This is a genomic window from Mycobacterium colombiense (assembly GCF_003284975.1).
Taxonomy (GTDB): Bacteria; Actinomycetota; Actinomycetes; order Mycobacteriales; family Mycobacteriaceae; genus Mycobacterium; species Mycobacterium europaeum_A.
On sequence record NZ_QMEU01000065.1, the window covers coordinates 1 to 23,701 of the forward strand.

The following is a 23,701-nucleotide window of genomic DNA, read 5'->3' on the forward strand; positions in this document are numbered from 1 at the left end:
CGGCAGCACCCGCAACAGGTCGTTGAACTGGCGCACGGTGCGCAGGCCCTCGTCCCACTCGGTGCGCGTGCTGGTGATCGGCAAGGCCACCAGCGTCCAGTTCTGCTCGTTCCACATGATCTCGGCGCTGTCCGGTGCGGTGTGCGCGAAGGTGACCATCCGGCGGTCGCAGGCGCGGCGGGCGGCGTCGAGGTTGGTGGAGTACACCATCCGCGGCCCAATCGCTCCCAACAGCCAAATGTCGCTCTCCCGTGGCTCTTTGAGCCCCTTGAGGCGCAGGTCCACCACCACGTTGGTGCCCACCTTGCGGTGCAGCGCGATGACGGTGGCGACCTCTTCGAGGTCGAAGATGTAGACGGCCTCACCGCGGATCTGGCCCAGCACCACGTTCTGGGCGGCGACGTCGCCCACCGTCGACATCACGCCGCGCTTCCAGCGCTTGAGGATGTCGGTCGATTCAGGCTCGTAGTCGAACCCATGCGATCGCGCCCACGACTTGCGGCGCCTGCTGCGCCCGCGCCGCCGATCGATGTCGACGTACAGCAACACCCCCGCACCGACAAAGCACAGCGCGGAGAGCGTGAACCAGAGGGGGACCATCCAAAACAGGGTATCTGCTATTGGCCCGGAACACAGAAGGCGACCAGGTCACAACCCAATCACAGCTGGCAATAGCTGCGTGTCGCCACGGCACCGGGTGGCCCCCTCCGGGCTCGTCCTGATGGTGGCGACCCGCGTCGCGCGGCTCCGCCGCGCTCGCGATCGCCACCGTCCTGATGGTGGCGACCCGCTTCGCGCGGCTCCGCCGCGCTCGCGATCGCCACTAGCCCAGGATCAGCGAGTCGCCGTCGGGGCTGACATTCACCGGAACGGTGTCGCCGTCGTGCACGTCGCCGGCCAGCAACATCTTGGCCAGCTGGTCACCGATGGCCTGCTGCACCAGGCGGCGCAACGGCCGCGCGCCGTAGACCGGGTCGAACCCGCGCTGTGCCAGCCACTGCTTGGCCGGCAGCGACACCTCGAGCGTGAGGCGACGCTGCGCCAGCCGCTTCTGCAGCTGGGCCAGCTGGATGTCGACGATCGACACCAGCTCGCCGGGCTCGAGGCCGTCGAAGATGATGACGTCGTCGAGCCGGTTGATGAACTCCGGCTTGAACGCCGAGCGCACCGCGGCCATCACCTGCTCCTCGCTACCACCCGATCCCAGGTTGGACGTCAAGATCAGGATGGTGTTGCGGAAGTCGACGGTGCGGCCCTGCCCGTCGGTGAGCCGGCCCTCGTCGAGCACCTGCAGCAGCACGTCGAACACGTCGGGGTGGGCCTTTTCGATCTCGTCGAACAGGATCACCGTGTAGGGCCGCCGCCGCACCGCCTCGGTCAGCTGACCGCCCTGGTCGTAGCCGACGTATCCCGGCGGGGCGCCGACCAGCCGCGCGACGGAATGCTTCTCGCCGTACTCGCTCATGTCGATGCGCACCATGGCGCGTTCGTCGTCGAACAGGAACTCCGCCAGCGCCTTGGCCAGCTCGGTCTTACCGACGCCGGTCGGCCCGAGGAACATGAACGAGCCGGTGGGCCGGTTGGGGTCGGCGACCCCGGCCCGGGAACGCCGTACGGCATCGGAGACGGCCGTCACGGCCCTCTTCTGCCCGATGACGCGCTTGCCCAGCTCCTCCTCCATGCGCAGCAGCTTGGCGGTCTCACCCTCGAGCATCCGTCCGGCCGGGATTCCCGTCCACGCGGACACCACCTCGGCGATGTCGTCGGGTCCGACCTCCTCCTTGAGCATCACGTTTTCCCGCGCCTCGGCCTGGGGCAACGCCGCGTCGAGCTTCTTCTCCACCTCCGGGATGCGCCCGTAGCGCAGCTCGGCGGCCTTCGCCAGGTCGCCGTCGCGCTCGGCACGCTCGGACTCCCCGCGCAACGTGTCCAGCTGCTCCTTGAGCTCACGGACCACGTCGATGGCGTTCTTCTCGTTTTGCCAGCGGGTGGTGAGCTCGGACAGCTTCTCCTTCTGGTCGGCCAGCTCGGAGCGCAGCTTCTCCAGCCGCTCCTTGGACGCCTCGTCCTCCTCCTTGGCCAGCGCCATCTCCTCGATCTCGAGGCGGCGCACCAGCCGCTCGACCTCGTCGATCTCGACGGGCCGGGAGTCGATCTCCATCTTCAGCCGACTGGCGGCCTCGTCGACCAGGTCGATGGCCTTGTCCGGCAGGAAGCGCGCGGTGATGTAGCGGTCGGACAGCGTCGCCGCGGCCACCAGGGCGGAGTCGGTGATGCGCACGCCGTGGTGCACCTCGTAGCGGTCCTTCAGGCCGCGCAGGATGCCGACGGTGTCCTCCACCGAGGGCTCGCCGACCAGCACCTGCTGGAAGCGGCGCTCCAGCGCGGCGTCCTTCTCGATGTACTTGCGGTACTCGTCGAGCGTGGTGGCGCCGACCAGCCGCAGCTCGCCGCGGGCCAGCATCGGCTTGATCATGTTGCCGGCGTCCATCGCGCCCTCGCCGGTCGCGCCGGCGCCGACGATGGTGTGCAGCTCGTCGATGAAGGTGATGATCTGCCCGGCGGAGTTCTTGATGTCGTCGAGGACGGCCTTGAGCCGTTCCTCGAACTCGCCGCGGTACTTGGCGCCGGCCACCATCGAGCCGAGGTCCAGGCTGATGACGGTCTTGTCGCGCAGGCTCTCGGGCACGTCGCCGGCGACGATGCGCTGGGCCAGGCCCTCCACGATCGCGGTCTTGCCGACGCCGGGCTCGCCGATCAGCACCGGGTTGTTCTTGGTGCGACGGCTCAGCACCTGCACGACGCGGCGAATCTCGTTGTCCCGCCCGATAACCGGGTCGAGTTTGCCGTCGCGGGCGCGGGCCGTCAGGTCGGTGGAGTACTTCTCCAGCGCCTGGTAGGTCGCCTCGGGCTCCGGGCTGGTGACCCGGGCGCTGCCGCGCACCTTGACGAAGCCCTCGCGCAGGGCCTGCGGCGAGGCGCCGTGACCGGTCAGCAGCTTGGCCACTTCGGAATCCCCGGTGGCCAGGCCCACCAGCAGGTGCTCGGTGGACACGTATTCGTCGTCCATCTCGGTCGCGAGCTGCTGGGCGGTGGTGATTGCGGCCAGCGATTCGCGGGACAACTGCGGCTGCGAGTTGGCCCCGCTGGCCTGGGGCAGCCGGTCCAGTAGGCGCTGGGCCTCGGTGCGGATGGTGGCGGGCTCGACGCCGACAGCCTCCAGCAGCGGACCGGCGATGCCGTCGGCCTGCGTCAACAACGCCATCAGCAGATGGGCGGGCCGGATCTCCGGGTTACCCGCCGCCGAGGCGGCCTGGAGTGCCGAAGTCAGTGCCGCTTGGGTCTTGGTTGTCGGGTTGAAAGAGTCCACGACACCTCCGTTCGTTGGTAGGGAAAATGCTTCTCGGCTTGTTCAACGCCGTCAAGGTTGAGTCTGTTCCGCTCAAGTCTAACGAGTTTTGAGCACAGTGGCGTAGGGGGTACCCCCGTAGCGATGACGCAGACGATGCAACCCCCCGACCAGGCCGACCCCGACCCGGAGACACGTCCGCGCCGGGGCGCCGGCCTGTGGCTGGCCGCCGTGGCCGCCGCCCTGGCGTTCGCCGGTCTGCTGGCGGTCGGGTTCCACACCGATCTCAGCGGCGGTAGCCCGTCGGCGGTCCCGCAAGCCGGGACGCTGCAGGTCAGCGGGACGGGTATGACGAAGACGCTGCCCTGCCACGCCGGTTATCTGTCGGTGAGCGGGCGGCAGAACACCATCACCCTCACCGGGCACTGCACCAGCGTCAGCGTCTCCGGCAGCGGCAACCACGTCGCGGTCGACAGCACCGACGCGGTCAGCGCATCGGGGAACGACAACGTCGTTCTCTACCACTGGGGTTCACCCAAGATCGCCAACGTCGGGACGGCCAACGTCGTCCGACAGGGCTGAGCCGGCGGCGGCCGAGCCTACAATCGGGGCCCGTGAGCCTCGAGGACGCCGAAGCGCTGCGGGTGCTGCGTGACGCCTTCGCGCCCGCGGACTCGGCCGGTGACTCCGCACTCGTCCATCGCTTCTACACCCAGTGGTTCGCCCTCGACGGTTCGGTGCGCGATCTGTTCCCGCCCGAAATGGCCGGCCAGCGGCTCGCTTTCGGGCGCGCGCTGCACTGGGTGTACGGCGAGCTGGTCGCGCGGCGCGCGCAGGAGCCGGTGGCGTTTCTGGCCCAGCTCGGCCGCGACCATCGCAAATACGGTGTGCTGCCGGCACATTACGAGACCCTGCGGCGCGCGCTGCTCTCGACACTGCGCGCGCACGTCGGTGCGGCGTGGACCGACGCCGTGGAGGCGGCGGCCCAACAGTCGCTGAACCTGATCACCGGGGTGATGAGCGGCGCCGCGAACGCCGAGGAGAGCCCCGCCTGGTGGGACGGCACCGTCATCGAACACATGCGGGTGTCGCGGGATCTCGCGGTCGTGCGGCTGCAGCTCGACCAGCCGATGCACTATCACCCCGGCCAGTACGTCGACGTCCACGTGCCGCAGTGTCCGCACCGCTGGCGGTATCTGAGTCCCGCCATTCCGGCCGACCCGGGCGGCGGCATCGAGTTCCACGTCCGCCTGGTGCCCGGCGGCCTGGTCAGCACCGCGATCGTCGGCGAAACCCGCATCGGCGACCGGTGGCGGCTGTCCAGCCCGCACGGCGGCCTGCGGGTCGACCGCGAGGGCGGCGACGTGCTGATGGTCGCCGGCAGCACGGGCCTGGCGCCGTTGCGGGCGCTGATCATGGACCTGTCCCGGTTCGCGGTGAACCCGCGCATCCATCTGTTCTTCGGAGCCCGGTACCGTTGCGAACTTTACGATCTGCCGACCTTGTGGCAGGTCGCCTCGCACAATCCGTGGCTGTCGGTCTCGCCCGTCTCGGAATACAACCGCGACCCGTCCTGGGCCGCGGACTATCCCGACGTCACGCCGCCGCGTGGCCTGCACGTGCATCAGATCGGGCGGCTGCCCGACGTGGTGACCAAGTACGGCGGCTGGGGCGACCGGCAGATCCTGGTCTGCGGGGGGCCGGCGATGGTCAGCGCCACCAAGGATGCCCTGATCGCCAAAGGCGCTCCGCCCGAACGCATTCAGCATGACCCACTATGGAGGTAGCCATGCACGTCGTCACTCTGCGCGATCCGTCGTCGCCGCTGGTCGCGCAGTTCATCCCCGAGGCGGGGATGATCGGCACGTCGCTGCGCGACGCCGGTGTGGAGCTGCTGGGCCAGCGCCGCGGCCTGGACGCCTACGTCGCCGATGGCAAGACGATGGGGATCCCGATCCTGTACCCGTGGGCAAATCGGTTGGGCGAGAACATCTATACCGCCCAGCACGTCACCGTGACCTTGACGCCGGGAGAAAACGGTGTGCGCGCCGACCCCAACGGGCTACCCATCCACGGCGTCCTGGCCGCCTACCCGGGTTGGCGGGTGACGGCCGAGACCGACAGTGAATTGACCGCCGAACTGGATTTCGGTGCCGATCCCCGATTGCTGGCCAGCTTCCCGTATCCGCATGTGCTGACGGTCGCGGTGCGGCTGGCCGACCGGACGCTGACGGTTCGGACCACGGTGGACGCGACCGGCGACCGCGGGGTGCCGCTGTGCTTCGGGTTTCATCCCTACCTGCAACTGCCCGCCGCCCCGCGGGCCGACTGGGTCATCGAGACACCGCCGTTGCGGCACCTGGGCCTCGACGCCACCGGGTTGCCCACCGGCGATTCCGAGCCGCAGCCGGCCCGGCGAGAGGCACTGGGCGACAACACATTCGACGACGCCTATGACCGGGTGGCCGATGGCGCGGTGTTCGCGATGTCCGGCGGCGGTCGGCGCATCGAGGTGCATTTCGAGCAGGGCTATCCGGCGGCGCAGATTTTCGCGCCGGCGCCCGACGACCCCACCAAGACGATCGTGTGCTTCGAGCCGATGACCGCGCCGACCGACGCGCTGCGCCGGGGCGGCTACCGCTGCGCGCTACCGGGCGAGGCGGCCGTCACGCAGTTTTCGATCAGGGTGGGCTCACCGTGACCACTCGGGTCACTGCCGCTGTCTGGTGGCCATAAGGTGAATGCGAAAAGCGCTAGCAGATGTGCTGGCGCTTTCGCGAAGGTCGCATGCCTGTCGGAGACGCGACCCCTTGGGGCGCAAGGGAAACCGAGCGAGAGTCAGCGTCCCCGCCGCGGCTGCCACACCACCAGCGCGGTGCTCTTGGGCACCACCGCCACGTCGCGGCGCTGGCTGGCGCGGACCTGCGAAAGCTCCTCGGTCAACTCCTTGACCCGGGCCTGCAGCGCCTCGACCTGATTGGTCAGCTCGATAATCCGCTTGATGCCGGCGAGGTTGACGCCCTCGTCCTGCGAGAGCCGCTGCACCTCGCGCAGCAGATCCACGTCGTGCTCCGAATACCGCCGTCCCCCACCGGAAGTCCGGCGCGGGCTGACCAGGCCGAGGCGGTCGTAGGTGCGCAGCGTTTGGGCGTGCATGCCGGCCAGCTCGGCGGCCACCGAGATCATAAAGGTCCGGGCGTCCTCTTTTCTCGAATTGCTCGAGCCCTTGGCCATCAGCGATTACCTGCCCATCCCGCCCGGGGGTCGAAGCCGCTGGCGCGCTCGGCGGCAGCGTAGGCCTCCAGCGCCTCCTGGGCGGCCCCCTCCAAATTGGGTGGTACGGCGACCTTCACGGTCACCAGCAAGTCGCCGTTGCCGCCGCTGCGCTTGGGAACGCCACGCCCGCGCACCCGCAGGATGCGGCCGTCGGCGGTGCCCTTGGGCACCCGGACACCGACCTTGCCGTCCAGGGTGGGCACCGAAATGGTTGAGCCCAAAGCCAACTCGGTGAAGCTGACCGGGACCGTCACCGTTAGGTCGTCGCCGTCGCGGCCGAACACCTTGTCCGGGCGCACATGCACCGTCACGTACAGGTCACCCGAGGGCGCACCGCGCAACCCCGCCTCGCCCTGGCCGGGCAGCCGGATGCGCTGTCCGTCCTCGACGCCCGGCGGGATGCGCACATTGATGGTGCGGGTCCGGGTGGTGACGCCGGTGCCCTTGCACTCGTCGCAGGGGTGCTCGATGATCGAGCCGCTGCCCCGGCAATCGGTGCAGGGCTCGGAGAATCCGAACGCGCCCTGGTTGCGGTTGATCACGCCGGAACCGTTGCAGGTGGGACACACCTTCGGGCTGGTGCCCGGCCGCGCCCCGCTGCCATGGCAGTTGGTGCACGGCGCCGGGCTGGTCAGCCGCAGCGGCATCGCCACGCCCTTGGCGGCCTCGACGAAATCCAGCTGGGTTTCGGTCTCGAGGTCGTTGCCGCGGCGGGGCCGGCTGGGCCGGGCACCCGAACCGCGCCCGAACAGCCCGCCGAACAGGTCACCGATATTGGTGCCGCCGCTTCGGCCGGCCGCGTCGAAGAGATCGTTGAGGTTGAACTCGGCACCATCACCACCGACGTTGAAGCCCCCGAACCCGCCGCTGTCGAACCGGCGCCCGCCGAATCCACCGCCGGCGAACAGCCTTCGGGTTTCGTCGTATTCCTTGCGCTTGGCCGGATCCGACAAGACGTTGTGCGCCTCGGAGACCGCTTTGAAGCGTTCACCGGCGGTCGGGTTGTCGGGGTTCGCGTCCGGGTGTAGATCGCGCGCCAACTTGCGGTAGGCGCGTTTGATCTCTTCTGGGCTGGCGTCAGAGGAGACGCCCAGCTCCTTGTAGAAGTCCTTTTCGACCCATTCACGCTGGGCCATGTCGCGTCACCCCCTCACCACTTCCTTTGGTCTCTCGTCCAATGTGTTGATTGTCTGCCTTATTCACCGGAGGCGTCGGCGTTGTCGTCCGTGTCGGCCGGTTCGGTTTGGGCGGGCTCGGGTGCGGCAGCCGCTCCATCCTCGTCGGCGACCGTGTCGACAACACCGACCAGGGCGTGACGCAGCACCTGATCACCCAGCTTGTAGCCCTGCCGCATGACGGTACCGATCACCGGCCGGGACCCGTCGCCCTCGTGCTGCACGGCTTCGTGCAGCACCGGGTCGAAGTCCTCGCCCTCCTCGCCGAACGCCGTCAGGCCAAGGCCGTTCAGCGCGCTTTCCAGCTTGTCGGCGACCGACTTCAGCGGTCCGGACTCCAGATCGCCGTGCTTGCGGGCGCGGTCGAGATCGTCGAGCACGCCCAGCAATTGGTTGACGACGGCGGCCTTGGCCCGGTCCGCCGCGGCCTGCTGGTCGCGCAGCGCCCGCTTGCGGTAGTTGGCGAAGTCGGCCTGCACCCGTTGCAGATCGGCGGTGAGCTCGGCGACTTTGCCGTCGGCTTGCTGCGCCGGTTCGCCGGCCGGGGCCCCTCCCGGCGTGTCGCCGGGAGGGACCTGCCGCACTTCACCGGTCTCAGGGTCGATTCGCCGCTTGTCGGTGACCGTCACCTGTTCGTGTGGATTGCTTTCCGTCACTTGGACTCCCGGTCATCGTCGACCACCTCCGCGTCCACGACGTCGTCAGCGGAGCCAGACCCGTCGCCCGCCGCGCCGCCACCGGCCTGCTCGCCGGCGGCCTGGGTGGCCTCGTAGATCGCCTGTCCGAGCGCCTGTGACTCCTGGCCCAGCTTCTCCATCGCCGCCTTGATCGCGGTGATGTCGGTGCCGCCCAGGGCGGTCTTGGCCTCGGCGATCGCGGCGTCGACCTTGGACAGCGTGTCCTCGGGAACCTTCGAGCCGCCCTCGGCCTCGCGCTGGTCCTTGACGAACTTCTCCGTCTGGTAGACCAGCGATTCGGCCTGGTTGCGGACGTCGGCCTCTTCGCGACGCTGACGGTCCTCCTCGGCGTGCGCCTCGGCGTCCTTGATCATCCGGTCGATCTCCTCCTTGGACAGGCCGGAGCCCTCCTGGATCTTGATCGTGTTCTCCTTGCCGGTGCCCTTGTCCTTGGCCGTGACGTGCACGATGCCGTTGGCGTCGATGTCGAAGGTGACCTCGATCTGCGGGACGCCGCGCGGAGCCGGCGGGATGCCGGTCAGCTCGAAGGAACCGAGCAGCTTGTTGTGCGAAGCGATTTCGCGCTCACCCTGGTAGACCTGGATCTGCACCGACGGCTGGTTGTCGTCGGCCGTGGTGAAGGTCTCCGACCGCTTGGTGGGGATCGTGGTGTTGCGTTCGATGAGCTTGGTCATCACGCCACCCTTGGTCTCGATACCCAGACTCAGCGGCGTAACATCAAGCAGCAGAACGTCTTTCACCTCGCCCTTCAAAACCCCGGCCTGAAGAGCCGCTCCCACCGCTACAACCTCATCGGGGTTGACGCCCTTGTTGGGCTCCTTGCCACCGGTGAGCTCCTTGACCAGGTCGGTCACCGCGGGCATCCGGGTGGAACCACCCACCAGGACCACGTGGTCGATCTCGGAGACCGAGATGCCGGCGTCCTTGATCACGGACTGGAAGGGCTTGCGGGTGCGGTCCAGCAGATCCTGTGTGATGCGCTGGAATTCGGCGCGGGTCAGCTGCTCGTCGAGGAACAGCGGGTTCTTGTCCGCGTCGACGGTGATGTAGGGCAGGTTGATCGAGGTGCTCTGCGAACTCGAGAGCTCGATCTTGGCCTTCTCGGCGGCCTCACGCAGCCGCTGCATCGCCATCTTGTCCTTGGTCAGGTCAATTCCACTGGTGCCCTTGAACTTATCGACGAGCCATTCGACGACGCGGTCATCCCAGTCGTCCCCACCGAGGTGGTTGTCACCACTGGTGGCGCGGACCTCGACCACACCCTCGCCGATCTCGAGCAGCGAGACGTCGAACGTACCGCCACCGAGGTCGAAGACCAGGATGGTCTGTTCCTTCTCGCCCTTGTCCAGGCCGTAGGCCAGCGCCGCCGCGGTCGGCTCGTTGACGATCCGCAGGACGTTGAGGCCGGCGATCTGGCCGGCTTCCTTGGTGGCCTGACGCTGGGCGTCGTTGAAGTACGCCGGCACGGTGACAACCGCGTCCGTGACGTCCTCACCCAGGTACGCCTCGGCGTCGCGCTTCAGCTTCATCAGCACGCGGGCGCTGATCTCCTGTGCCGTGTATTTCTTGTCGTCGATCTCGATGGACCAGTCGGTGCCCATGTGCCGCTTGACCGAACGGATGGTGCGGTCGACGTTGGTGACCGCCTGGTTCTTGGCGGGCTGGCCGACGAGCACCTCCCCGTTGCGCGCGAACGCGACGATGGACGGCGTGGTCCGCGAACCCTCGGAGTTGGCGACGACGACCGGGTCACCGCCCTCGAGGACTGCGACGACGGAGTTGGTGGTCCCGAGGTCGATACCGACCGCACGAGCCATAGTGATTCCTCCTGAATATGTAGAGCTTGTCTGGTGCCACTATGCTGAGTGAACCCCGCTCAAGCCTGCCCTTGGGGGCGGTGGGCTGTCAACCCAGTATTGAGTGTGGTTCGCTCAACTTGTCGATAATGCTAACGGCGGTCGGTCCCGCCTTGTTCCCGGGTCGCCAAAGAATTCTGGGCGTCGCCGGCAACCTCCTCTATCAGCGCCAGTAGCGCACGGGTGGCCGCGCTGGCCTGCCGGTTCGCCGAGGTCGCGACGTAGAGCCGCCATTGCAGGTCGTGCCCGGTGATCCGGACGCTCACCAAACCCGAGCTGTCGATGCCCTCGAGGATGGACCAGCTCAGAAAACCGATCCCCAGCCCCTTGCGGATGCAGACCGCCGCCGTGCCGATGTCGGCGACCTCCACCGCGACGGTCCGCTCGACCCCGGCGGCCGCGAACGCGGTGTCCACCACGGCCCGGTTGCCGTAACCCGGCGGCCCGTCGACGAACGACATGCCCCCGAGCTCGGCCAGCGAAACCGCCTTGCGCCGGGCCAGCGGGTGGCCCTCGGGGACGACCAGCAGCAGCGGCACCGAGGCCACCAGCCGGGTGTGCAGGTCGGCCGGGGGCGGTCCGGTGAAAACCAGGAAGGCGACGTCGAGATCCCCGTCGCGCAATTGGCCGGCCAGCCCGGCCGACCCGGAGCTGGCCGCACGCAGGTGGACCACGACGTCGGGATGACGGGCGTGCAGTTCGGCCAGCACGGTCGGCACGTCGATGACGCTCACCGACGTCAACGTCCCCACCGTGACGGTGCCGCGCACCGTGCCCCGGGCGGCGCTCACCGCGTCCTTGGCCGCGCGGGCGGCGTCCAAAGTGGTCCGGGCGCGGGGTCGCAGTGCTTCGCCGGCGGGGCTCAGCGCCACGCCGGCCGGACCCCGGACGAACAACTCGGTGCCCAGTTCGCGCTCGAGCGCCTTGATGGTGGCCGACACCCCCGACTGCACGACGTGCAGCCGCTTGGCCGCCTCGGTGAAGCTTCGACTGTCCGCCACGGCCAGGAAGTACTCGAGGTGACGAAGCTCCACACCAGCGATTATCACCGCCGGTGATGAGATCCATCAGAAGATATCGTTGGCGCTGATCAAGCCGCCGGGCATACCGTGACACTGCCCATGGATCAGCAAGCCCTTACCACGATCCGCACCCCCTGGTCGTCGGCGTCGCCCGACGACCGCTTTGTCGTGGAGAACCCCGCCACCGGACAGGTCGTCACCGTCGTGCACGGGGCCGGCACCGCGGAGGTGGACCGGGCGGTGCGGGCCGCGCACGCGGCGCACCTGCACTGGAAGCTTCGTCCGGCCCGCGAACGCGGCCGCTACCTGCGGCAGATCGCCGACGTCATTCGCGCGCACGCCGACGAGATCGCCGGCCTCGAGTCGCGGGAAATGGGCAAGCCGATCAGCCAGGCCCGCAGCTTCGACGTGGAAGCCGCGATCGGGATCTTCGACTACTTCGCCGGCATGGTCGAGGTGCTGCCCAGCCAGGCACGCGACTACGGGCCGGTGTTCGACGTGACCACGCTGGAGCCCTACGGCGTGATCGCCGGCATCGTGCCCTTCAACTGGCCGCCGATCCACACCGCCGGCAAGGTCGCTCCCGCGCTGGCCGTCGGCAACGCCGTCGTGCTGAAACCGCCGGAGCAGACGCCCTCGGTGGTGCTGCGACTGGTCGAGCTGATCCAGTCGGTGCTGCCCGACCCGGTAGTGCACGCCGTGCCCGGCGGCGGCGAGGTGGGCGCCGCGCTGGCCGAGCATCAACTGGTGGGCAAGATCTCCTTCACCGGATCCCCGCTCACCGGTGCGGCGGTGCTGCGCACCGCGGCCGGCAACCTCACGCCGGCGCTGATGGAGCTGGGCGGCAAGAACCCGCTGCTGGTCTTCGACGACGCCAACCTGCACGAGGCGCTGTTGGCCGCCATCGACGGCGGCTTCTTCAACCAGGGCGAAGCGTGCACCGCCTCGTCGCGAATTTTGGTGCAGGACAACGTCTATGCCGAATTCGAGGAGAAGCTGTGCGCCGCCGTGCGCCGGCTGCGGGTGGGCGACGGCGCCGATCCCGCTACCGACGTGGGGCCGCTGGTGACCCGGGCGCAGCGCAAGCAGGTCCTGGAGTACCTCGACATCGGCGTCGCCGAAGGCGCCCGCATCGCCGCCCAGGCACCGCTGCCGCAGGATCCGCGGCTCGCTGACGGCTGCTACGTCGCGCCGACCGTGCTGTCCGGCGTCACGCCGGACATGCGGGTGGCCCAGGAGGAGATCTTCGGTCCGGTGGTCGCCCTGATCCGGTTCAGCGACGAAGCCGAGGCGGTGCGGATCGCCAACGGCACCCCGTACGGGCTCGTCGCCGCGGTGTTCACCGCCGACGGCGACCGCGCGCTGCGGGTGAGCCGGCAGATCCGGGCCGGGGCCGTCTTCGTCAACAACTACGCGCGGGTGGTCATCGGCAGCGGATTCGGCGGCGTAGGCCACAGCGGGTTCGGCCGCGAGCACGCCCAGGAGACGCTGGCCGAGTACGGCTACACCAAAACCATCCGCCTGGCCGCCAACCGCGACGAGCTGCCGTATTGGGGCGCCGCCGCCCGAGTCCTCGAGGGATAGCCCAGATGCGCGTCATCGCACTTGAAGAGCATTACGCCACAACGGAATTCCTGCAGGGCCCGGGCAGCTGGCTGGCGTCGCGAGCCGGCATCGTCGAACCCGCCAGCGATCTCGGCGACGGCCGCATCGCGGCGATGGACGAGGCCGGGGTGGACCTGGCCGTGCTGTCGCTGGCCGCGCCCGGCGTGGAGCAGCTGAATCCGGACGAGGCGTTGCGCCTGGCTCGGGATTGCAACGACCAGCTCGCGGCGGCGGTGCAGCGCTACCCCGACCGCTTGGCGGGTTTTGCCACCGTCCCCACCAGCGCCCCCGACCAGGCGGCCGAGGAACTCGAGCGCGCGGTGCGCGGGCTCGGCTTCCCCGGCGCGGTGATCAACGGCCACAGCCGCGGCCGCTACCTGGACGACCCGTTCTTCGAGCCCATCCTGGACCGCGCTGCCGCCCTGCAGGCGCCGATCTACCTGCATCCGACCATTCCCCCGGCGGGCGTCATCGAGTCCAGCTACGCGGGTTTCGCCGAGCCCGTCACGTTCGCGCTGGCCACGGTGGGCTGGGGGTGGCACATCAACACCGCCACCCACGCGCTGCGCATGATCCTGGGCGGCGTGTTTGACCGGCACCCGTCGCTGCAGATGATCATCGGGCACATGGGCGAGGCGACGTCGTTCATGCTGCCGCGCTTCGACGCCACGCTGACACCCGAACTGACCGGTCTGCAACGCCCGGTGAGTTCGTATCTGCGGGAGAACTTCCATTACACGTTCGCCAACTTCAACGACCACGCGACGTACGCGAACCTGGTCGCGCAGGTGGGGATCGACCGGGTGGCCTTCTCTGCCGACTATCCGTTCGGGTCGATGGTCGCCGCCCGCGCGTTTCTGGACAGCCTGCCGCTTACCGACGACGAGCGCGCTGGTATCAGCCACCGCAACGCCGAAAAGCTATTGGGGCTCTAGCCGCCGGCCACCCGGCGGGTCGGTCACGCGGTGATAAACGTGGGCCATCGGCTCTATATCGATACCTGTGCCAGGGCAGCGACTTTCGCGTCTCGGTGCGTAACCTGAGTGCCGCTATATGAATCGTCTGGGGAGCGGCGGGTGCGGTTTTCGAAGAATGCGCGGCGAAGCCTGGCCGGTGGTTCGCTGCTGCTCGTGGCCCTGATGGCCGGCTCGGAGCTGGTCTCCGGCTGCAGTTCGGTCATCGGCGGCCGGCCGGTGGCCTCGCCAGGAGCGGGACCCACCGAACCGTCCTTCCCCACCCCCAGGTCCACGCCGCCGTCGGCCACCGCCGCCCCGGCCCCGGGCCCGTCGGCCGCGCCGGCGAACCCGACCACCCCGGCCGGCGCCATCCCGCTGCCGCCCGACCAAAACGGCTACGTCTTCATCGAGACCAAATCCGGCGTGACGCGCTGCCAGATCAATAAGGACACCGTCGGTTGCGAGGCGCCTTTCACCAACTCCCCGCTGCAGGACGGCGAGCACGCCAACGGCGTCAGCATCAACAGCGGCGGCAAGGTGCAGTGGGTGCTGGGCAACCTGGGCGCCATCCCGACGGTCACCATCGACTACAAGACCTACGCGGCGCAGGGCTGGACCATCACCGCCAACGCCGACGGCACCCGCTTCACCAACGACCAGACCAAGCACGGCATGTTCGTCAGCGTCGAGAAGGTCAACACGTTCTAGCGGCTCGAAAGGTCAACCGTCCCAGACGAGATGGCCGTCGGGGCGGCGGCGGGCTCCCTCCGCGGGGCGGTGAGGACCGAGCCGGCCGTCCGGCATGAGGTGTCGCACGGCCACCCCGCGGCCGAGCACCGCGACGTCGGCGATCAGCCGCCGATGACACCGCCACCAGACGCTCTCGCTGCACATCACCGCCGTGGTGCGCCGGACCGCGTCGGCGAGGACGTCGTCCAGGGCGGCGTCGAACTCAGGCGTCCGGGTGTAAGCGGCGTACGCCCGGAACGCGGCCACCGTCCACCAGCTGTCCGGCTCCGGTTCTCCGGCCGCAATATGCCGCCGCCCGCCGAGGCGCGGCTCCCACCGATAGTCGATGCCCCCTTGCGGCAGCCAGGATTCCAGCGTCTCGCGGCGCACGTCCGGATTGGTCCGGCTGGCCGGGTATCGCCGCACGTCCACCACCAGCGCAACCCCCGCCCCGGCAAGCAACTCCGTCAGCCTCTCCCGGCGGGCCGCCCCGTGGCCCACGGTCAGCAACACCGGCTCCATAGGAACAGCTTGCCCGGCTTGCGAGGTGAATTGATTGCCAGGCCTGCTCCAGTAATCTTGCCCATTGAGCTCGGGAGGGGTGGCGATGCGAACGGGGTTGATCAGCATTCGGGCGGGCAGCTGACGATTCCATGCAACTGCAATATCTCAGCATCCCAGCGCTGATCGGCGCGGCCGGCGGCGACCCCTGGGCAATCAATGCGAGCCTGCAAGCCGGCAACCCACTATTGATTTCGAACCTGGCGGAGGCCTTTCGCAAAGCGGGCCGATGCACAAAAGAGGCCAACGACGCGTTCGAGCAGGCCCGCACCCGCTTCGAGGCCGCCTGGAATCGCCCGGATGGCGATCACCCGATCACCGGCTCCGAGGAAGTAGAGCGGGTGACGAAAGCCCTTGGGGCGCAGTCTTTACAGATACCGAAGATCGGCGCGGACCTGGAGGGCATCGCCGCGTCCTTGGCCGAGGCGCAGAAAACCGCGGCGGGGCAGATCGCGGCGTTGGAAGCCCAGCTGCAGAACCTCGACGAGCTGATCGGCGAAGCCGACGAGATGGAAGACGACGACGACCTCAGCCAGGCCGACATCGATGCCCTCGAAGCGTTTATCGCCAAATGTGAAGACGACGCGATCCGCGACACCAAAGCCGCGCTGGGGCAGCTGCAAGCGACGCGAGATGGATACTCCAAGTCGTTTCAGGACGCATTGGGAACGTTGCACGCCGACGGATATGACACGGTCGGCCCCCAGGTGGGGCCCAGCCCGGCACCGTCCGACCAACCCGGCGGGGCACCGGCCGGCCAGCCCGGCGGGGGTCCCGCGTTGGCCCCGACGAAGGGGGAGGTGGCGACCGGGGCTGCGGGTGCGGTCGCCGGCGGTACCGCCGACGGTGTTCGTCAGGCGACGACGAAGTTGATCGCCGAGTCCCCCGGTACGGGTCCCGGCAAGGCGGATCCCGGCTTATTGAAGTGGTTGGAAGACACGAGAATCGGCGGCGTCGAAATCCCGGGGTTCTCGCGGATTGGCGGTGTGGTCGGTGCGGCCAGCGCGATACCGGCCGTCATGTCCGACATCAAAGACGGCAACTCCGTGCCGGAGGCGATCACCCGGGAGACTGCCGGTGTCGCCGCGGGACTAGTGGCGGGCGCGGAGGCCGGCGCACTGGTCGGTTCGGTCTTTCCGGGCGCGGGGACGGCGGTTGGTTTGGTCGTAGGCGCCGGTGTTGGAGCGGTCTTCGCATTCGGAGCGTCCAAAACGGTCGAAGTGGCCTGGCAGCCGGTCTCGGACGCGGTCGGAAGCGCGGTGCGCGGCGTGGAATCGGTCTTTGGCTTCGGGTAGGACGGCGACGATGCGATTCGACGAATTCCTCGAGCAGCGCGGCGTCGCTGCCGCCCCGGCCGATCGGTTTGCCGGTTTCGTTGTAGAAGTGGGGACGCCGCCACGGTGGGAACCGTTCGATTCCGCTGCCGGTGTACGGGTGTGGGTTTGGCGCGACGACCCGCGCATCGACATGTTCTGCGCCAACGCGGTGTTGACGATGCATCGGGTCCAGGTCCCGCTGGATCCCGCTGAAGTGTTCGTCATGCTGTGCGAGCAGCAGCTGCAGACGGCGCCGAGATGTCGTGAACTGCATCGTGAATTCACCGCGGCCGCCGAGGGCGTCGGTATGGTGGGAGCGCTCGCGATGCAAATCGCCCATGAGGTCGGCACGGTCGATAGCGCGTCACAGTCCCGGATCATCGCGGCCGAACGGGAGACGCTTATCGCGCAGCTGACGGTGACCGCGCTACACGATTCGCCGGTAGATCGGGCCCATATCTGGCTGACCGCCCGATCGGGTCCGGTGGCAAGTCCGGCGCCCGTGGGCCACCAGGCCCCGGTGACCGAAACGCGAGAGGGGCACTGATGCCCGGTGGAAAGCCGAAGCTCCGCTGGCGGGTGCTGCGCTACTCTCTCGGCTGCGCGCTGTGCCTAGGCGCGATTATCGACGTGCTGGTCGGAGCCAGTTGGTCTCTCGCTGTCAGCGTGGCTGTGGCCGGGGGGGTCATCCTCATCGGACAGCGCCGGATCCTTCGCGCCGCGGTCAACCGCACCGGTGACGAGATCGTCTGCCGCTACATTCCCTGGTACGAGGGGAGTGCCTACAGCTTGACACTGCTGCTTCCGCTGCTGGGAGTCGCCTCGGTCGATTTGGGATTCACACCCGGCAATCCGGCGTGGCTGCGCTTCGCCGGGTTTCTGGTTCTGGGTGTGACCCCACTGACCGTATGGAGCATCCTCGGCATGTGGCAACGTTGCCTTCTGCGCGTCAGCCCGCGGACGTTGACCGTGCGACTGGCCGAGCGCAAGAGCGAGCTGATAGAAATCCGGCGGGAACTGACGCAGTCGATCGAGCCCCGGCGCTTTCCACAGCCGAATGGTGGTGAGTCGTTGCAGGTCGCGATTACTTACCGCCCCGTCGATGCTGGCGGGGACACCACCGAGACGGTGCTACTGGGCTTGCGATTGACCGTTGAGCCCATCAACCTTTTCAACGCACTCGTCGCCTGGAAAGACGGCGCCTCCGACACACCGAACGAGCTGCTGGATCGCGTCGAACGGATTCTCCGCGGTCATTCAACGGCCGACGTGTGACGGCCCGGTCAGATCTTAGCGCCCAGCCCCGCGATCAGGTTGATCGTCACCGCCAGGACGACCGCCCCGAGCAGGTAAGACAGCAGCGCGTGGCGCAAGACCGTCGCCCTGATCGTGGTCAGTCCGATCTCGGTGTCGGACACCTGGTAGGTCATCCCGACGGTGAAGGCCAGGTAGGCGAAGTCCCGGAAGCGCGGCGGCTCGGGGTCGTGGAAGTTGATGCCGCCCGGTTCGTCCGAGTAGTAGAGCCGCGCGTAGTGCACGGTGTACAGCGTGTGCACGGCGACCCACGACGCGGCGACCGTCAAGATGCCGAAGACGGCGGCGGCCAGGGCTTCGTGGCCTGCGCGTGACCCTGCGGCCACCACGTAGCCCACCCCGCCCAGGCTCGCGACGCTCGCCGACAGGATGACCGCGTCGGCGATCCACCGGGTCGGGTCCTCGCGCGTCGCCCATCGGCAGGTCTGCTCGGCGTCCATGCCGAGCACGATGAGCTGCGTCCACACCACATACGTTCCGGCGGTGACGATCCAGCCGGCCAGCGCGAAACGCCAACCGGCGGCGTTGCCCACCACGACGGCGACGGCCACGCCGAGGGCCACGGAGACCAAGATCCGGACCGCGCCCGTGTCCCGGAACAACTTCACCAGGGAATCCACGCTCTTGACCTAACCACCAAAACGCGGGTCGTCGGACCACGTTCGGGCGCTCATCCGTGTCGGCCCGGCCTAGGCATCAGGAGATTGGCAGGTGAGGTCAGTACGATCGGTGCCGTGGCATCCAATGGCCCACGCGACGACTTCCACAACCAGCCGACGCAGCATGGCGACTTCGGTGTAAGCGAACAGCCTCCTACCGGCGAGATTCCTCAACCCGGTCCCCCGCCGCACCCGCCGCAGGGGTTCGAGCAGGCCGACGGCGGCGACCCGTTTGACCAGGAGAGCGAGCCGACCCCCTGGTATCGCAAGCCGGCCATGCTGATCGCCTGGCTGGTCTCCGTCGTGATCCTGATCGGGCTGATCGTCTTCGGCGTCATCGAACTCATCCACGGGCAGACCGTCAACAATGTTCCCAAGACGACGACGAGCACGACGCCGACCACCACCACGACCACGACGACGCCGACGACCACCACGACCACCACCACGTCCCCGCCCGGCAGCACGGAAGAGCCGCCGGCGCAGCAGCCGACGCAACAGCAGCCCACCGGGGGACAGACCCAGCAGCCCTCGCATCGCCACCATCTGCCGCAGCTGCCGCCGGTGATCACCGTTCCGGGGGTGCCGAATCCGGTCACCGTGCCGCCGGGCCTGCGTTAGCGAGTCGTGGCGAGCCCCGTCACGGTTCCATGGCAGCGCGCCGGAGAAGCCCTACACTCGCTGCAATCCACGGTCGCTACGGTGAGGACCACCGTGCGACGACAACGGGACGACTGACACAGGGGTGCGGGACATGAGCGAGTCGCTCGGCCTATCGATCGGGGTGGCCAACTTGGTAGCTGCCCGCGCGGGCAGCGCTCCGATCACCCGCAGCTCGGTGCTGACCCTGTTCGAGCAGCGGCCCACCGAAGTTGGCCTGCCGGAAGAAAATCCGAACCTGACCGAACCCGGCCTGGTGCTGCGCGGATTTGTCGAACGGGTCGGTGACCGGGCGCCATTGGTGGCGGCCGACGGCACCAAGTACCTGGGCGCTGCGTTGACGGTCGAGGCGATCGAAGCGATGGCCCGGGCGGTCGGCTACGGGTCACCGATCACCATCGCGGTGCCCGCCTACTGGACCGATGCCCAGTTCGCGGCGCTGCGGGAGGAATTCTTCGCCCAGTCGGATCTGGCGCGCGGCGGGGTGGCGCCGATGCTGGTTTCCGACGCCACGGCCGCGCTCGCGGCGCTGCGCGGCACGCCGGGATTCGGAGCCGACGGCGTAATCGCCCTGTGCGACTTCGGCGCCGGCGGCACCACCGTCACGCTGATGGACGCCAAGGCCGGCTTTGCGCCCGTCGGCCCTGCCGCGCGGAATACCGACTTCTCCGGCGATGCGATCGATCAGCTGATCCTCGATCACCTGCTGGCCTCCGACGTCAGCACCGCCATGCTCGGCAGCGCGGCGCGGATCGGGTCGCAGGCCCGCCTGCTCGGCGCCTGCCGGCGCGCCAAGGAGCAACTCTCGACGGCCGCGGTGGGCACCATCGCCGGGGCTTCGGGCGACGGCGCCCAGCTGTCCCGCACCGAATTCGAGCAACTGCTCGCCGCCCCGCTGGACCGGTTCCTCACGTCGGTCGACGAGTCGTTGCGCCGCAACGGAATTGCGAACGCCGGGCTGAGCGCCGTGGCGATCGCCGGCGGTGGCGCGAACATCCCGCTGCTCAAAGCGCGATTGTCGCAGCGCTTCGGGGTGCCGGTGCACAGCACCGCGCAGCCAGCACTGAGCGCCGCCCTCGGCGCGGCGGTGCTCGGCCCGCATTACGCGTCGGGCGTCGCCCCGACCGCCGCGGCCGCCGCGGTGGAAACACCGACGGAAATGGTCGGCAACGCCGGGCTCGACATGACCCAGGCCGCCTGGGCCGCCCAGGCCACCGACGTCGACGACGCCCTGGCGTGGTCCCAGGACGCCGACAACGACGAGCCGGTGCCCTACACCGGCCGCGACGCCACCGGCGAGTACGCCAACGAGGCAAGGGAATTCGACGACGCGACCGGCAGCCGCTACGCCACCGCGCCGGGGCGGCTGCCCTGGTACAAACGCACGGCGCTGGTACTGAGCGTGGCCGCAGCGGGCGCGGCCGTGCTGGTGGCCCTGATCTTGGCGATCAACCTGTTGCTCACCAAGTCCACCCCCGTCACCCCGGCGCCTTCGACCAGCCCGGCGCCGCCGCAAACGGTCACCATCACCGGACCCAACGACAGCACCACCGTCACGGTGATCCCCGCGCCGCCGCCACCGCCCACCGAGGCGCCGACCACCACCACGGCACCCCCGCCGGCGCCGTCGACGACGACCACGACAGCGCCGCCGCCGAGCACGACGACCACCACCGCGCCGCCCACCACGACGTCGCAGGCGACCACCTCCGCGGCGCCGACGACGACCCGCACGCGGCCGTTCCCGCCCATCTTCCAACCGCCGTTCGGGCGCTGACGAGACGAATTGCGCCTGGCGGTCAACGGCCCCGGTAAAAGGTCATTTAGCGAAATTTGGTGGCGCTCATCACTTCGGCAAGCGTCACATTGGGTGAATGGGTACTAATCGGCAGGCCAGAGGCACCGGTGACTGCCAAGTTAGGGCAGCCTTTCTCGCGCTGAAAGCCGCGGAGATGTAACTATGAGCGGGGCTCAAGCAGGCAAATAAGCACAGGCCGAATTTATCTAGGCATTGGGGAGAACTTCTGTGACGACGCAGATGCTCATCAGGCTGATCGTGGGCATGGGCATGACGCTGATCGTGGCCGCACTCGCCGCACGGCGTGTCCTGTGGCTGTTCAAGCTGGTCACGTCCGGCAAACCGGCGCCGGGGCACACCGACGAGCCGGCCAAACGCGTCTGGGCCGAGGTCTCCGAGGTGTTCGGTCAGCGCAAGCTGCTGAAGTGGTCCATCCCCGGCCTGGCGCACTTCTTCACCATGTGGGGCTTCTTCATCCTGCTGACGGTCTACATCGAGGCCTACGGGCTGCTGTTCCAAGACAACTTCCACATCCCGATCATCGGTCGCTGGGACGCGCTGGGCTTCCTGCAGGACTTCTTCGCCACCGCCGTTTTCCTGGGCATCGTCACCTTCGCCATCATCCGTCTGATGCGCAGCCCGAAGGAGATCGGGCGCCAGTCACGGTTCTACGGCTCGCACACCGGCGGTGCGTGGCTGGTGCTGTTCATGATCTTCAACGTCGTCTTCACCTACGTGTTCGTGCGCGGAGCCGCGGTCAACAACGGCACGCTGCCTTACGGCAACGGCGCCTTCCTGTCGCAATTGTTCGGCGTCATCCTGCGCCCGCTGGGCCAGCCCGCCAACGAGATCATCGAAACGACCGCGCTGCTGCTGCACATCTTGGTCATGCTGGCGTTCCTGATCATCGTGCTGCACTCCAAGCACATGCACATCTTCACGGCGCCCATCAACGTCATCTTCAAGCGGCTGCCCAACGGCCTGGGCCCGCTGCTCCCGCTCGAGCACGACGGCAAGCCGATCGACTTCGAAAACCCGCCCGACGACGCCGAATTCGGCCGCGGCAAGATCGAGGACTTCAGCTGGAAGGCCATGCTGGACTTCGCCACCTGCACCGAGTGCGGGCGCTGCCAGTCGCAGTGCCCGGCGTGGAACACCGGCAAGCCGCTGTCGCCCAAGCTCGTCATCATGGACCTGCGCGACCACTGGATGGCCAAGGCGCCCTACATCCTGGGTCAGAAAGAGAGTCCGCTCGAGAGCACGCCGGAAGGCGGCGTCGGCGAGGAACTGTCCGGCGAGAAGCACGCCGAGGCCCACCACGTGCCCGAGTCCGGCTTCGGCCGCGTCATGGGATCCGGGCCCGAGCAGGCCACCCGGCCGCTGGTCGGCACCGAGGAACAGGGCGGCGTCATTGACCCCGACGTCCTGTGGTCCTGCGTGTCCTGCGGCGCGTGCGTCGAGCAGTGCCCGGTGGACATCGAGCACGTCGATCACATCATCGACATGCGCCGCTACCAGGTGATGATGGAATCCGAGTTCCCCTCGGAACTGTCGGTGCTGTTCAAGAACCTGGAAACCAAGGGCAACCCGTGGGGCCAGAACGCGTCGGACCGCACCAGCTGGATCGACGAGGTCGACTTCGACGTGCCCGTCTACGGCGAGGACGTCGACAGCTTCGACGGCTACGAATACCTGTTCTGGGTGGGTTGCGCCGGCGCCTACGACGACAAGGCCAAGAAGACCACCAAGGCCGTCGCCGAGCTGCTGGCCATCGCCGGGGTGAAGTACCTGGTGCTCGGCACCGGCGAGACCTGCAACGGCGACTCCGCGCGCCGCTCGGGCAACGAGTTTTTGTTCCAGCAGCTGGCCCAGCAGGCCGTCGAGACGCTGGACGGACTGTTCGAGGGCGTGGAGACCGTCGACCGCAAGATCGTCGTCACCTGCCCGCACTGCTTCAACACCCTGGGCCGCGAGTACCGCCAGCTCGGCGCGAATTACTCGGTGCTGCACCACACCCAGCTGCTCAACCGGCTGATCCGGGACAACAAGCTGGTGCCGGTGACCCCGGTGTCCCAGGACATCACCTATCACGACCCCTGCTACCTGGGCCGGCACAACAAGGTCTACGAGGCGCCGCGTGAGCTGATCGGGGCCGCGGGGGCGAACCTGACCGAGATGCCACGGCACGCCGAGCGCAGCTTCTGCTGCGGCGCCGGCGGCGCGCGGATGTGGATGGAAGAGCACATCGGCAAGCGCATCAATCACGAACGCGTGGACGAGGCGCTGGCCACCGGGGCCGCCACCATCGCCACCGGCTGCCCCTTCTGCCGGGTGATGGTCACCGACGGTGTCAACGACCGCCAGGAAGAGGCCGGCCGCAGCGGTGTCGAGGTGCTCGACGTCGCGCAGATCCTGTTGGGATCCCTCGAGTACGACAAGGCGACGTTGCCGGAGAAGGGCACGGCCGCCAAGGAGGCCTCCGAAAGGGCCGAAGCGCGCGCGGCCGAGGCGCCCAAGGCCTCGACGGCCACCGCGACCGCGCCCGCCGAGGCACCGGCCGAGGAGGCACCCGCCGAGGGGGCACCCGCCGAGCCGGCCCCGAAGGCTCAGACCGCGGCCGCCCCCGCCAAGGGGCTGGGCATCGCCGGCGGCGCGAAGAAGCCCGGCGCCAAGAAGGTTGCGGCCGCACCGGCCGCAGAGGCCAAGGCGGACACCGCCGCACCCGCG

21 protein-coding genes are annotated in these 23,701 nt (G+C 68.5%); 12 read left to right on the forward strand and 9 right to left on the reverse strand.

Annotation, left to right across the window (positions count from 1 at the left end; genetic code table 11):
• Both ttfA and clpB read right to left on the reverse strand, forming a co-directional pair.
• A partial coding sequence (gene ttfA, locus DQP58_RS18355; protein ID WP_112709696.1) for a trehalose monomycolate transport factor TtfA occupies positions 1 to 600 on the reverse strand: 600 nt, incomplete at its 3' end.
• 223 nt (positions 601 to 823) lie between these two features.
• Positions 824 to 3,370 carry an ATP-dependent chaperone ClpB gene (gene clpB / locus DQP58_RS18360; protein ID WP_112709679.1) on the reverse strand — a complete coding sequence of 849 codons (2,547 nt, stop codon included), beginning with the start codon at positions 3,368 to 3,370 and terminating at the stop codon, positions 824 to 826.
• Between the two features lie 123 nt (positions 3,371 to 3,493).
• Here clpB and DQP58_RS18370 point away from each other — a divergent pair, with 123 nt between their 5' ends.
• Genes DQP58_RS18370 through DQP58_RS18380 form a run of 3 tightly spaced genes read left to right on the forward strand, consistent with a single transcriptional unit; the run spans position 3,494 to position 6,050 of the window.
• Positions 3,494 to 3,931: a DUF3060 domain-containing protein gene (locus DQP58_RS18370; RefSeq protein ID WP_430916259.1), complete on the forward strand. Its 438-nt coding sequence runs from the start codon at positions 3,494 to 3,496 to the stop codon at positions 3,929 to 3,931.
• A 32-nt stretch (positions 3,932 to 3,963) separates the two neighbouring features.
• The gene (locus DQP58_RS18375; RefSeq protein WP_112709681.1) at positions 3,964 to 5,136 is read left to right on the forward strand and encodes an FAD-binding oxidoreductase; all 1,173 of its coding nucleotides are present in this window, start codon (positions 3,964 to 3,966) and stop codon (positions 5,134 to 5,136) included.
• A gap of 2 nt (positions 5,137 to 5,138) precedes the next feature.
• Positions 5,139 to 6,050, forward strand: coding sequence for an aldose 1-epimerase (locus DQP58_RS18380; RefSeq protein ID WP_112709682.1), 912 nt, complete (start codon positions 5,139 to 5,141; stop codon positions 6,048 to 6,050).
• 137 nt (positions 6,051 to 6,187) lie between these two features.
• Here DQP58_RS18380 and DQP58_RS18385 read toward each other — a convergent pair whose 3' ends face one another.
• From DQP58_RS18385 to DQP58_RS18405, 5 genes are all read right to left on the reverse strand, one after another.
• Entirely contained in the window at positions 6,188 to 6,583 is a 396-nt protein-coding gene (locus tag DQP58_RS18385; RefSeq protein ID WP_066872316.1) for a heat shock protein transcriptional repressor HspR, read from the reverse strand.
• Entirely contained in the window at positions 6,583 to 7,761 is a 1,179-nt protein-coding gene (gene dnaJ / locus DQP58_RS18390) for a molecular chaperone DnaJ (protein WP_112709683.1), read from the reverse strand. The genes DQP58_RS18385 and dnaJ overlap by 1 nt, the downstream gene beginning before the upstream one ends.
• A 59-nt stretch (positions 7,762 to 7,820) precedes the next feature.
• Positions 7,821 to 8,456, reverse strand: coding sequence for a nucleotide exchange factor GrpE (gene grpE / locus DQP58_RS18395; protein WP_112709684.1), 636 nt, complete (start codon positions 8,454 to 8,456; stop codon positions 7,821 to 7,823).
• Positions 8,453 to 10,315 (reverse strand): molecular chaperone DnaK, encoded by a 1,863-nt coding sequence (gene dnaK, locus DQP58_RS18400; RefSeq protein ID WP_112709685.1) that lies wholly within the window; start codon positions 10,313 to 10,315, stop codon positions 8,453 to 8,455. Before dnaK ends, grpE begins: the two co-directional genes overlap by 4 nt.
• A 131-nt stretch (positions 10,316 to 10,446) precedes the next feature.
• Positions 10,447 to 11,388: a LysR family transcriptional regulator gene (locus tag DQP58_RS18405; RefSeq protein ID WP_112709686.1), complete on the reverse strand. Its 942-nt coding sequence runs from the start codon at positions 11,386 to 11,388 to the stop codon at positions 10,447 to 10,449.
• Between the two features lie 87 nt (positions 11,389 to 11,475).
• Between DQP58_RS18405 and DQP58_RS18410 the strand changes: the two genes are divergently transcribed.
• The 3 genes from DQP58_RS18410 to DQP58_RS18420 all read left to right on the forward strand — a co-directional run bounded on the left by DQP58_RS18410 (position 11,476) and on the right by DQP58_RS18420 (position 14,645).
• Positions 11,476 to 12,960 (forward strand): aldehyde dehydrogenase family protein, encoded by a 1,485-nt coding sequence (locus tag DQP58_RS18410; RefSeq protein WP_112709687.1) that lies wholly within the window; start codon positions 11,476 to 11,478, stop codon positions 12,958 to 12,960.
• A 5-nt stretch (positions 12,961 to 12,965) separates the two neighbouring features.
• A complete protein-coding gene (locus tag DQP58_RS18415; RefSeq protein WP_112709688.1) occupies positions 12,966 to 13,916 on the forward strand; it encodes an amidohydrolase family protein in 951 nt (316 codons plus the stop codon).
• Between the two features lie 141 nt (positions 13,917 to 14,057).
• Positions 14,058 to 14,645, forward strand: coding sequence for a hypothetical protein (locus DQP58_RS18420; RefSeq protein WP_112709689.1), 588 nt, complete (start codon positions 14,058 to 14,060; stop codon positions 14,643 to 14,645).
• Positions 14,646 to 14,657: 12 nt separating this feature from the next.
• On the opposite strand, the gene DQP58_RS18425 is transcribed toward DQP58_RS18420, so the two are convergent.
• The gene (locus tag DQP58_RS18425; RefSeq protein WP_112709697.1) at positions 14,658 to 15,179 is read right to left on the reverse strand and encodes a DUF488 family protein; all 522 of its coding nucleotides are present in this window, start codon (positions 15,177 to 15,179) and stop codon (positions 14,658 to 14,660) included.
• A gap of 140 nt (positions 15,180 to 15,319) precedes the next feature.
• Between DQP58_RS18425 and DQP58_RS18430 the strand changes: the two genes are divergently transcribed.
• The 3 genes from DQP58_RS18430 to DQP58_RS18440 are packed head-to-tail and all read left to right on the forward strand — an operon-like array spanning position 15,320 to position 17,818.
• Positions 15,320 to 16,522 (forward strand): hypothetical protein, encoded by a 1,203-nt coding sequence (locus DQP58_RS18430; protein WP_112709690.1) that lies wholly within the window; start codon positions 15,320 to 15,322, stop codon positions 16,520 to 16,522.
• 10 nt (positions 16,523 to 16,532) lie between these two features.
• Positions 16,533 to 17,090 (forward strand): LpqN/LpqT family lipoprotein, encoded by a 558-nt coding sequence (locus tag DQP58_RS18435; protein WP_240629947.1) that lies wholly within the window; start codon positions 16,533 to 16,535, stop codon positions 17,088 to 17,090.
• Complete coding sequence (locus DQP58_RS18440) at positions 17,090 to 17,818, forward strand: hypothetical protein (protein ID WP_112709691.1); 729 nt, start codon at positions 17,090 to 17,092, stop codon at positions 17,816 to 17,818. Before DQP58_RS18435 ends, DQP58_RS18440 begins: the two co-directional genes overlap by 1 nt.
• An 8-nt stretch (positions 17,819 to 17,826) precedes the next feature.
• On the opposite strand, the gene DQP58_RS18445 is transcribed toward DQP58_RS18440, so the two are convergent.
• Entirely contained in the window at positions 17,827 to 18,477 is a 651-nt protein-coding gene (locus DQP58_RS18445; RefSeq protein ID WP_112709692.1) for a DUF1345 domain-containing protein, read from the reverse strand.
• Between the two features lie 114 nt (positions 18,478 to 18,591).
• Between DQP58_RS18445 and DQP58_RS18450 the strand changes: the two genes are divergently transcribed.
• The 3 genes from DQP58_RS18450 to DQP58_RS18460 form a co-directional block, all read left to right on the forward strand.
• Complete coding sequence (locus DQP58_RS18450; protein WP_112709693.1) at positions 18,592 to 19,137, forward strand: hypothetical protein; 546 nt, start codon at positions 18,592 to 18,594, stop codon at positions 19,135 to 19,137.
• Between the two features lie 133 nt (positions 19,138 to 19,270).
• Positions 19,271 to 20,953 carry an Hsp70 family protein gene (locus DQP58_RS18455; RefSeq protein WP_112709694.1) on the forward strand — a complete coding sequence of 561 codons (1,683 nt, stop codon included), beginning with the start codon at positions 19,271 to 19,273 and terminating at the stop codon, positions 20,951 to 20,953.
• Between the two features lie 249 nt (positions 20,954 to 21,202).
• A partial coding sequence (locus DQP58_RS18460) for a (Fe-S)-binding protein (RefSeq protein WP_205869462.1) occupies positions 21,203 to 23,701 on the forward strand: 2,499 nt, incomplete at its 3' end.

What these genes read in the sequence shown, in the direction of transcription:
- DQP58_RS18370 (WP_430916259.1), top strand. Translation starts at nt 3,494, where the DNA reads ATGACGCAGACGATGCAACCCCCCGACCAGGCCGACCCCGACCCGGAG.
- DQP58_RS18380 (WP_112709682.1), top strand. Translation starts at nt 5,139, where the DNA reads ATGCACGTCGTCACTCTGCGCGATCCGTCGTCGCCGCTGGTCGCGCAG.
- DQP58_RS18385 (WP_066872316.1), bottom strand. Translation starts at nt 6,583, where the DNA reads ATGGCCAAGGGCTCGAGCAATTCGAGAAAAGAGGACGCCCGGACCTTT.
- dnaJ (WP_112709683.1), bottom strand. Translation starts at nt 7,761, where the DNA reads ATGGCCCAGCGTGAATGGGTCGAAAAGGACTTCTACAAGGAGCTGGGC.
- dnaK (WP_112709685.1), bottom strand. Translation starts at nt 10,315, where the DNA reads ATGGCTCGTGCGGTCGGTATCGACCTCGGGACCACCAACTCCGTCGTC.
- DQP58_RS18410 (WP_112709687.1), top strand. Translation starts at nt 11,476, where the DNA reads ATGGATCAGCAAGCCCTTACCACGATCCGCACCCCCTGGTCGTCGGCG.
- DQP58_RS18415 (WP_112709688.1), top strand. Translation starts at nt 12,966, where the DNA reads ATGCGCGTCATCGCACTTGAAGAGCATTACGCCACAACGGAATTCCTG.
- DQP58_RS18430 (WP_112709690.1), top strand. Translation starts at nt 15,320, where the DNA reads ATGCAACTGCAATATCTCAGCATCCCAGCGCTGATCGGCGCGGCCGGC.
- DQP58_RS18435 (WP_240629947.1), top strand. Translation starts at nt 16,533, where the DNA reads ATGCGATTCGACGAATTCCTCGAGCAGCGCGGCGTCGCTGCCGCCCCG.
- DQP58_RS18440 (WP_112709691.1), top strand. Translation starts at nt 17,090, where the DNA reads ATGCCCGGTGGAAAGCCGAAGCTCCGCTGGCGGGTGCTGCGCTACTCT.
- DQP58_RS18455 (WP_112709694.1), top strand. Translation starts at nt 19,271, where the DNA reads ATGAGCGAGTCGCTCGGCCTATCGATCGGGGTGGCCAACTTGGTAGCT.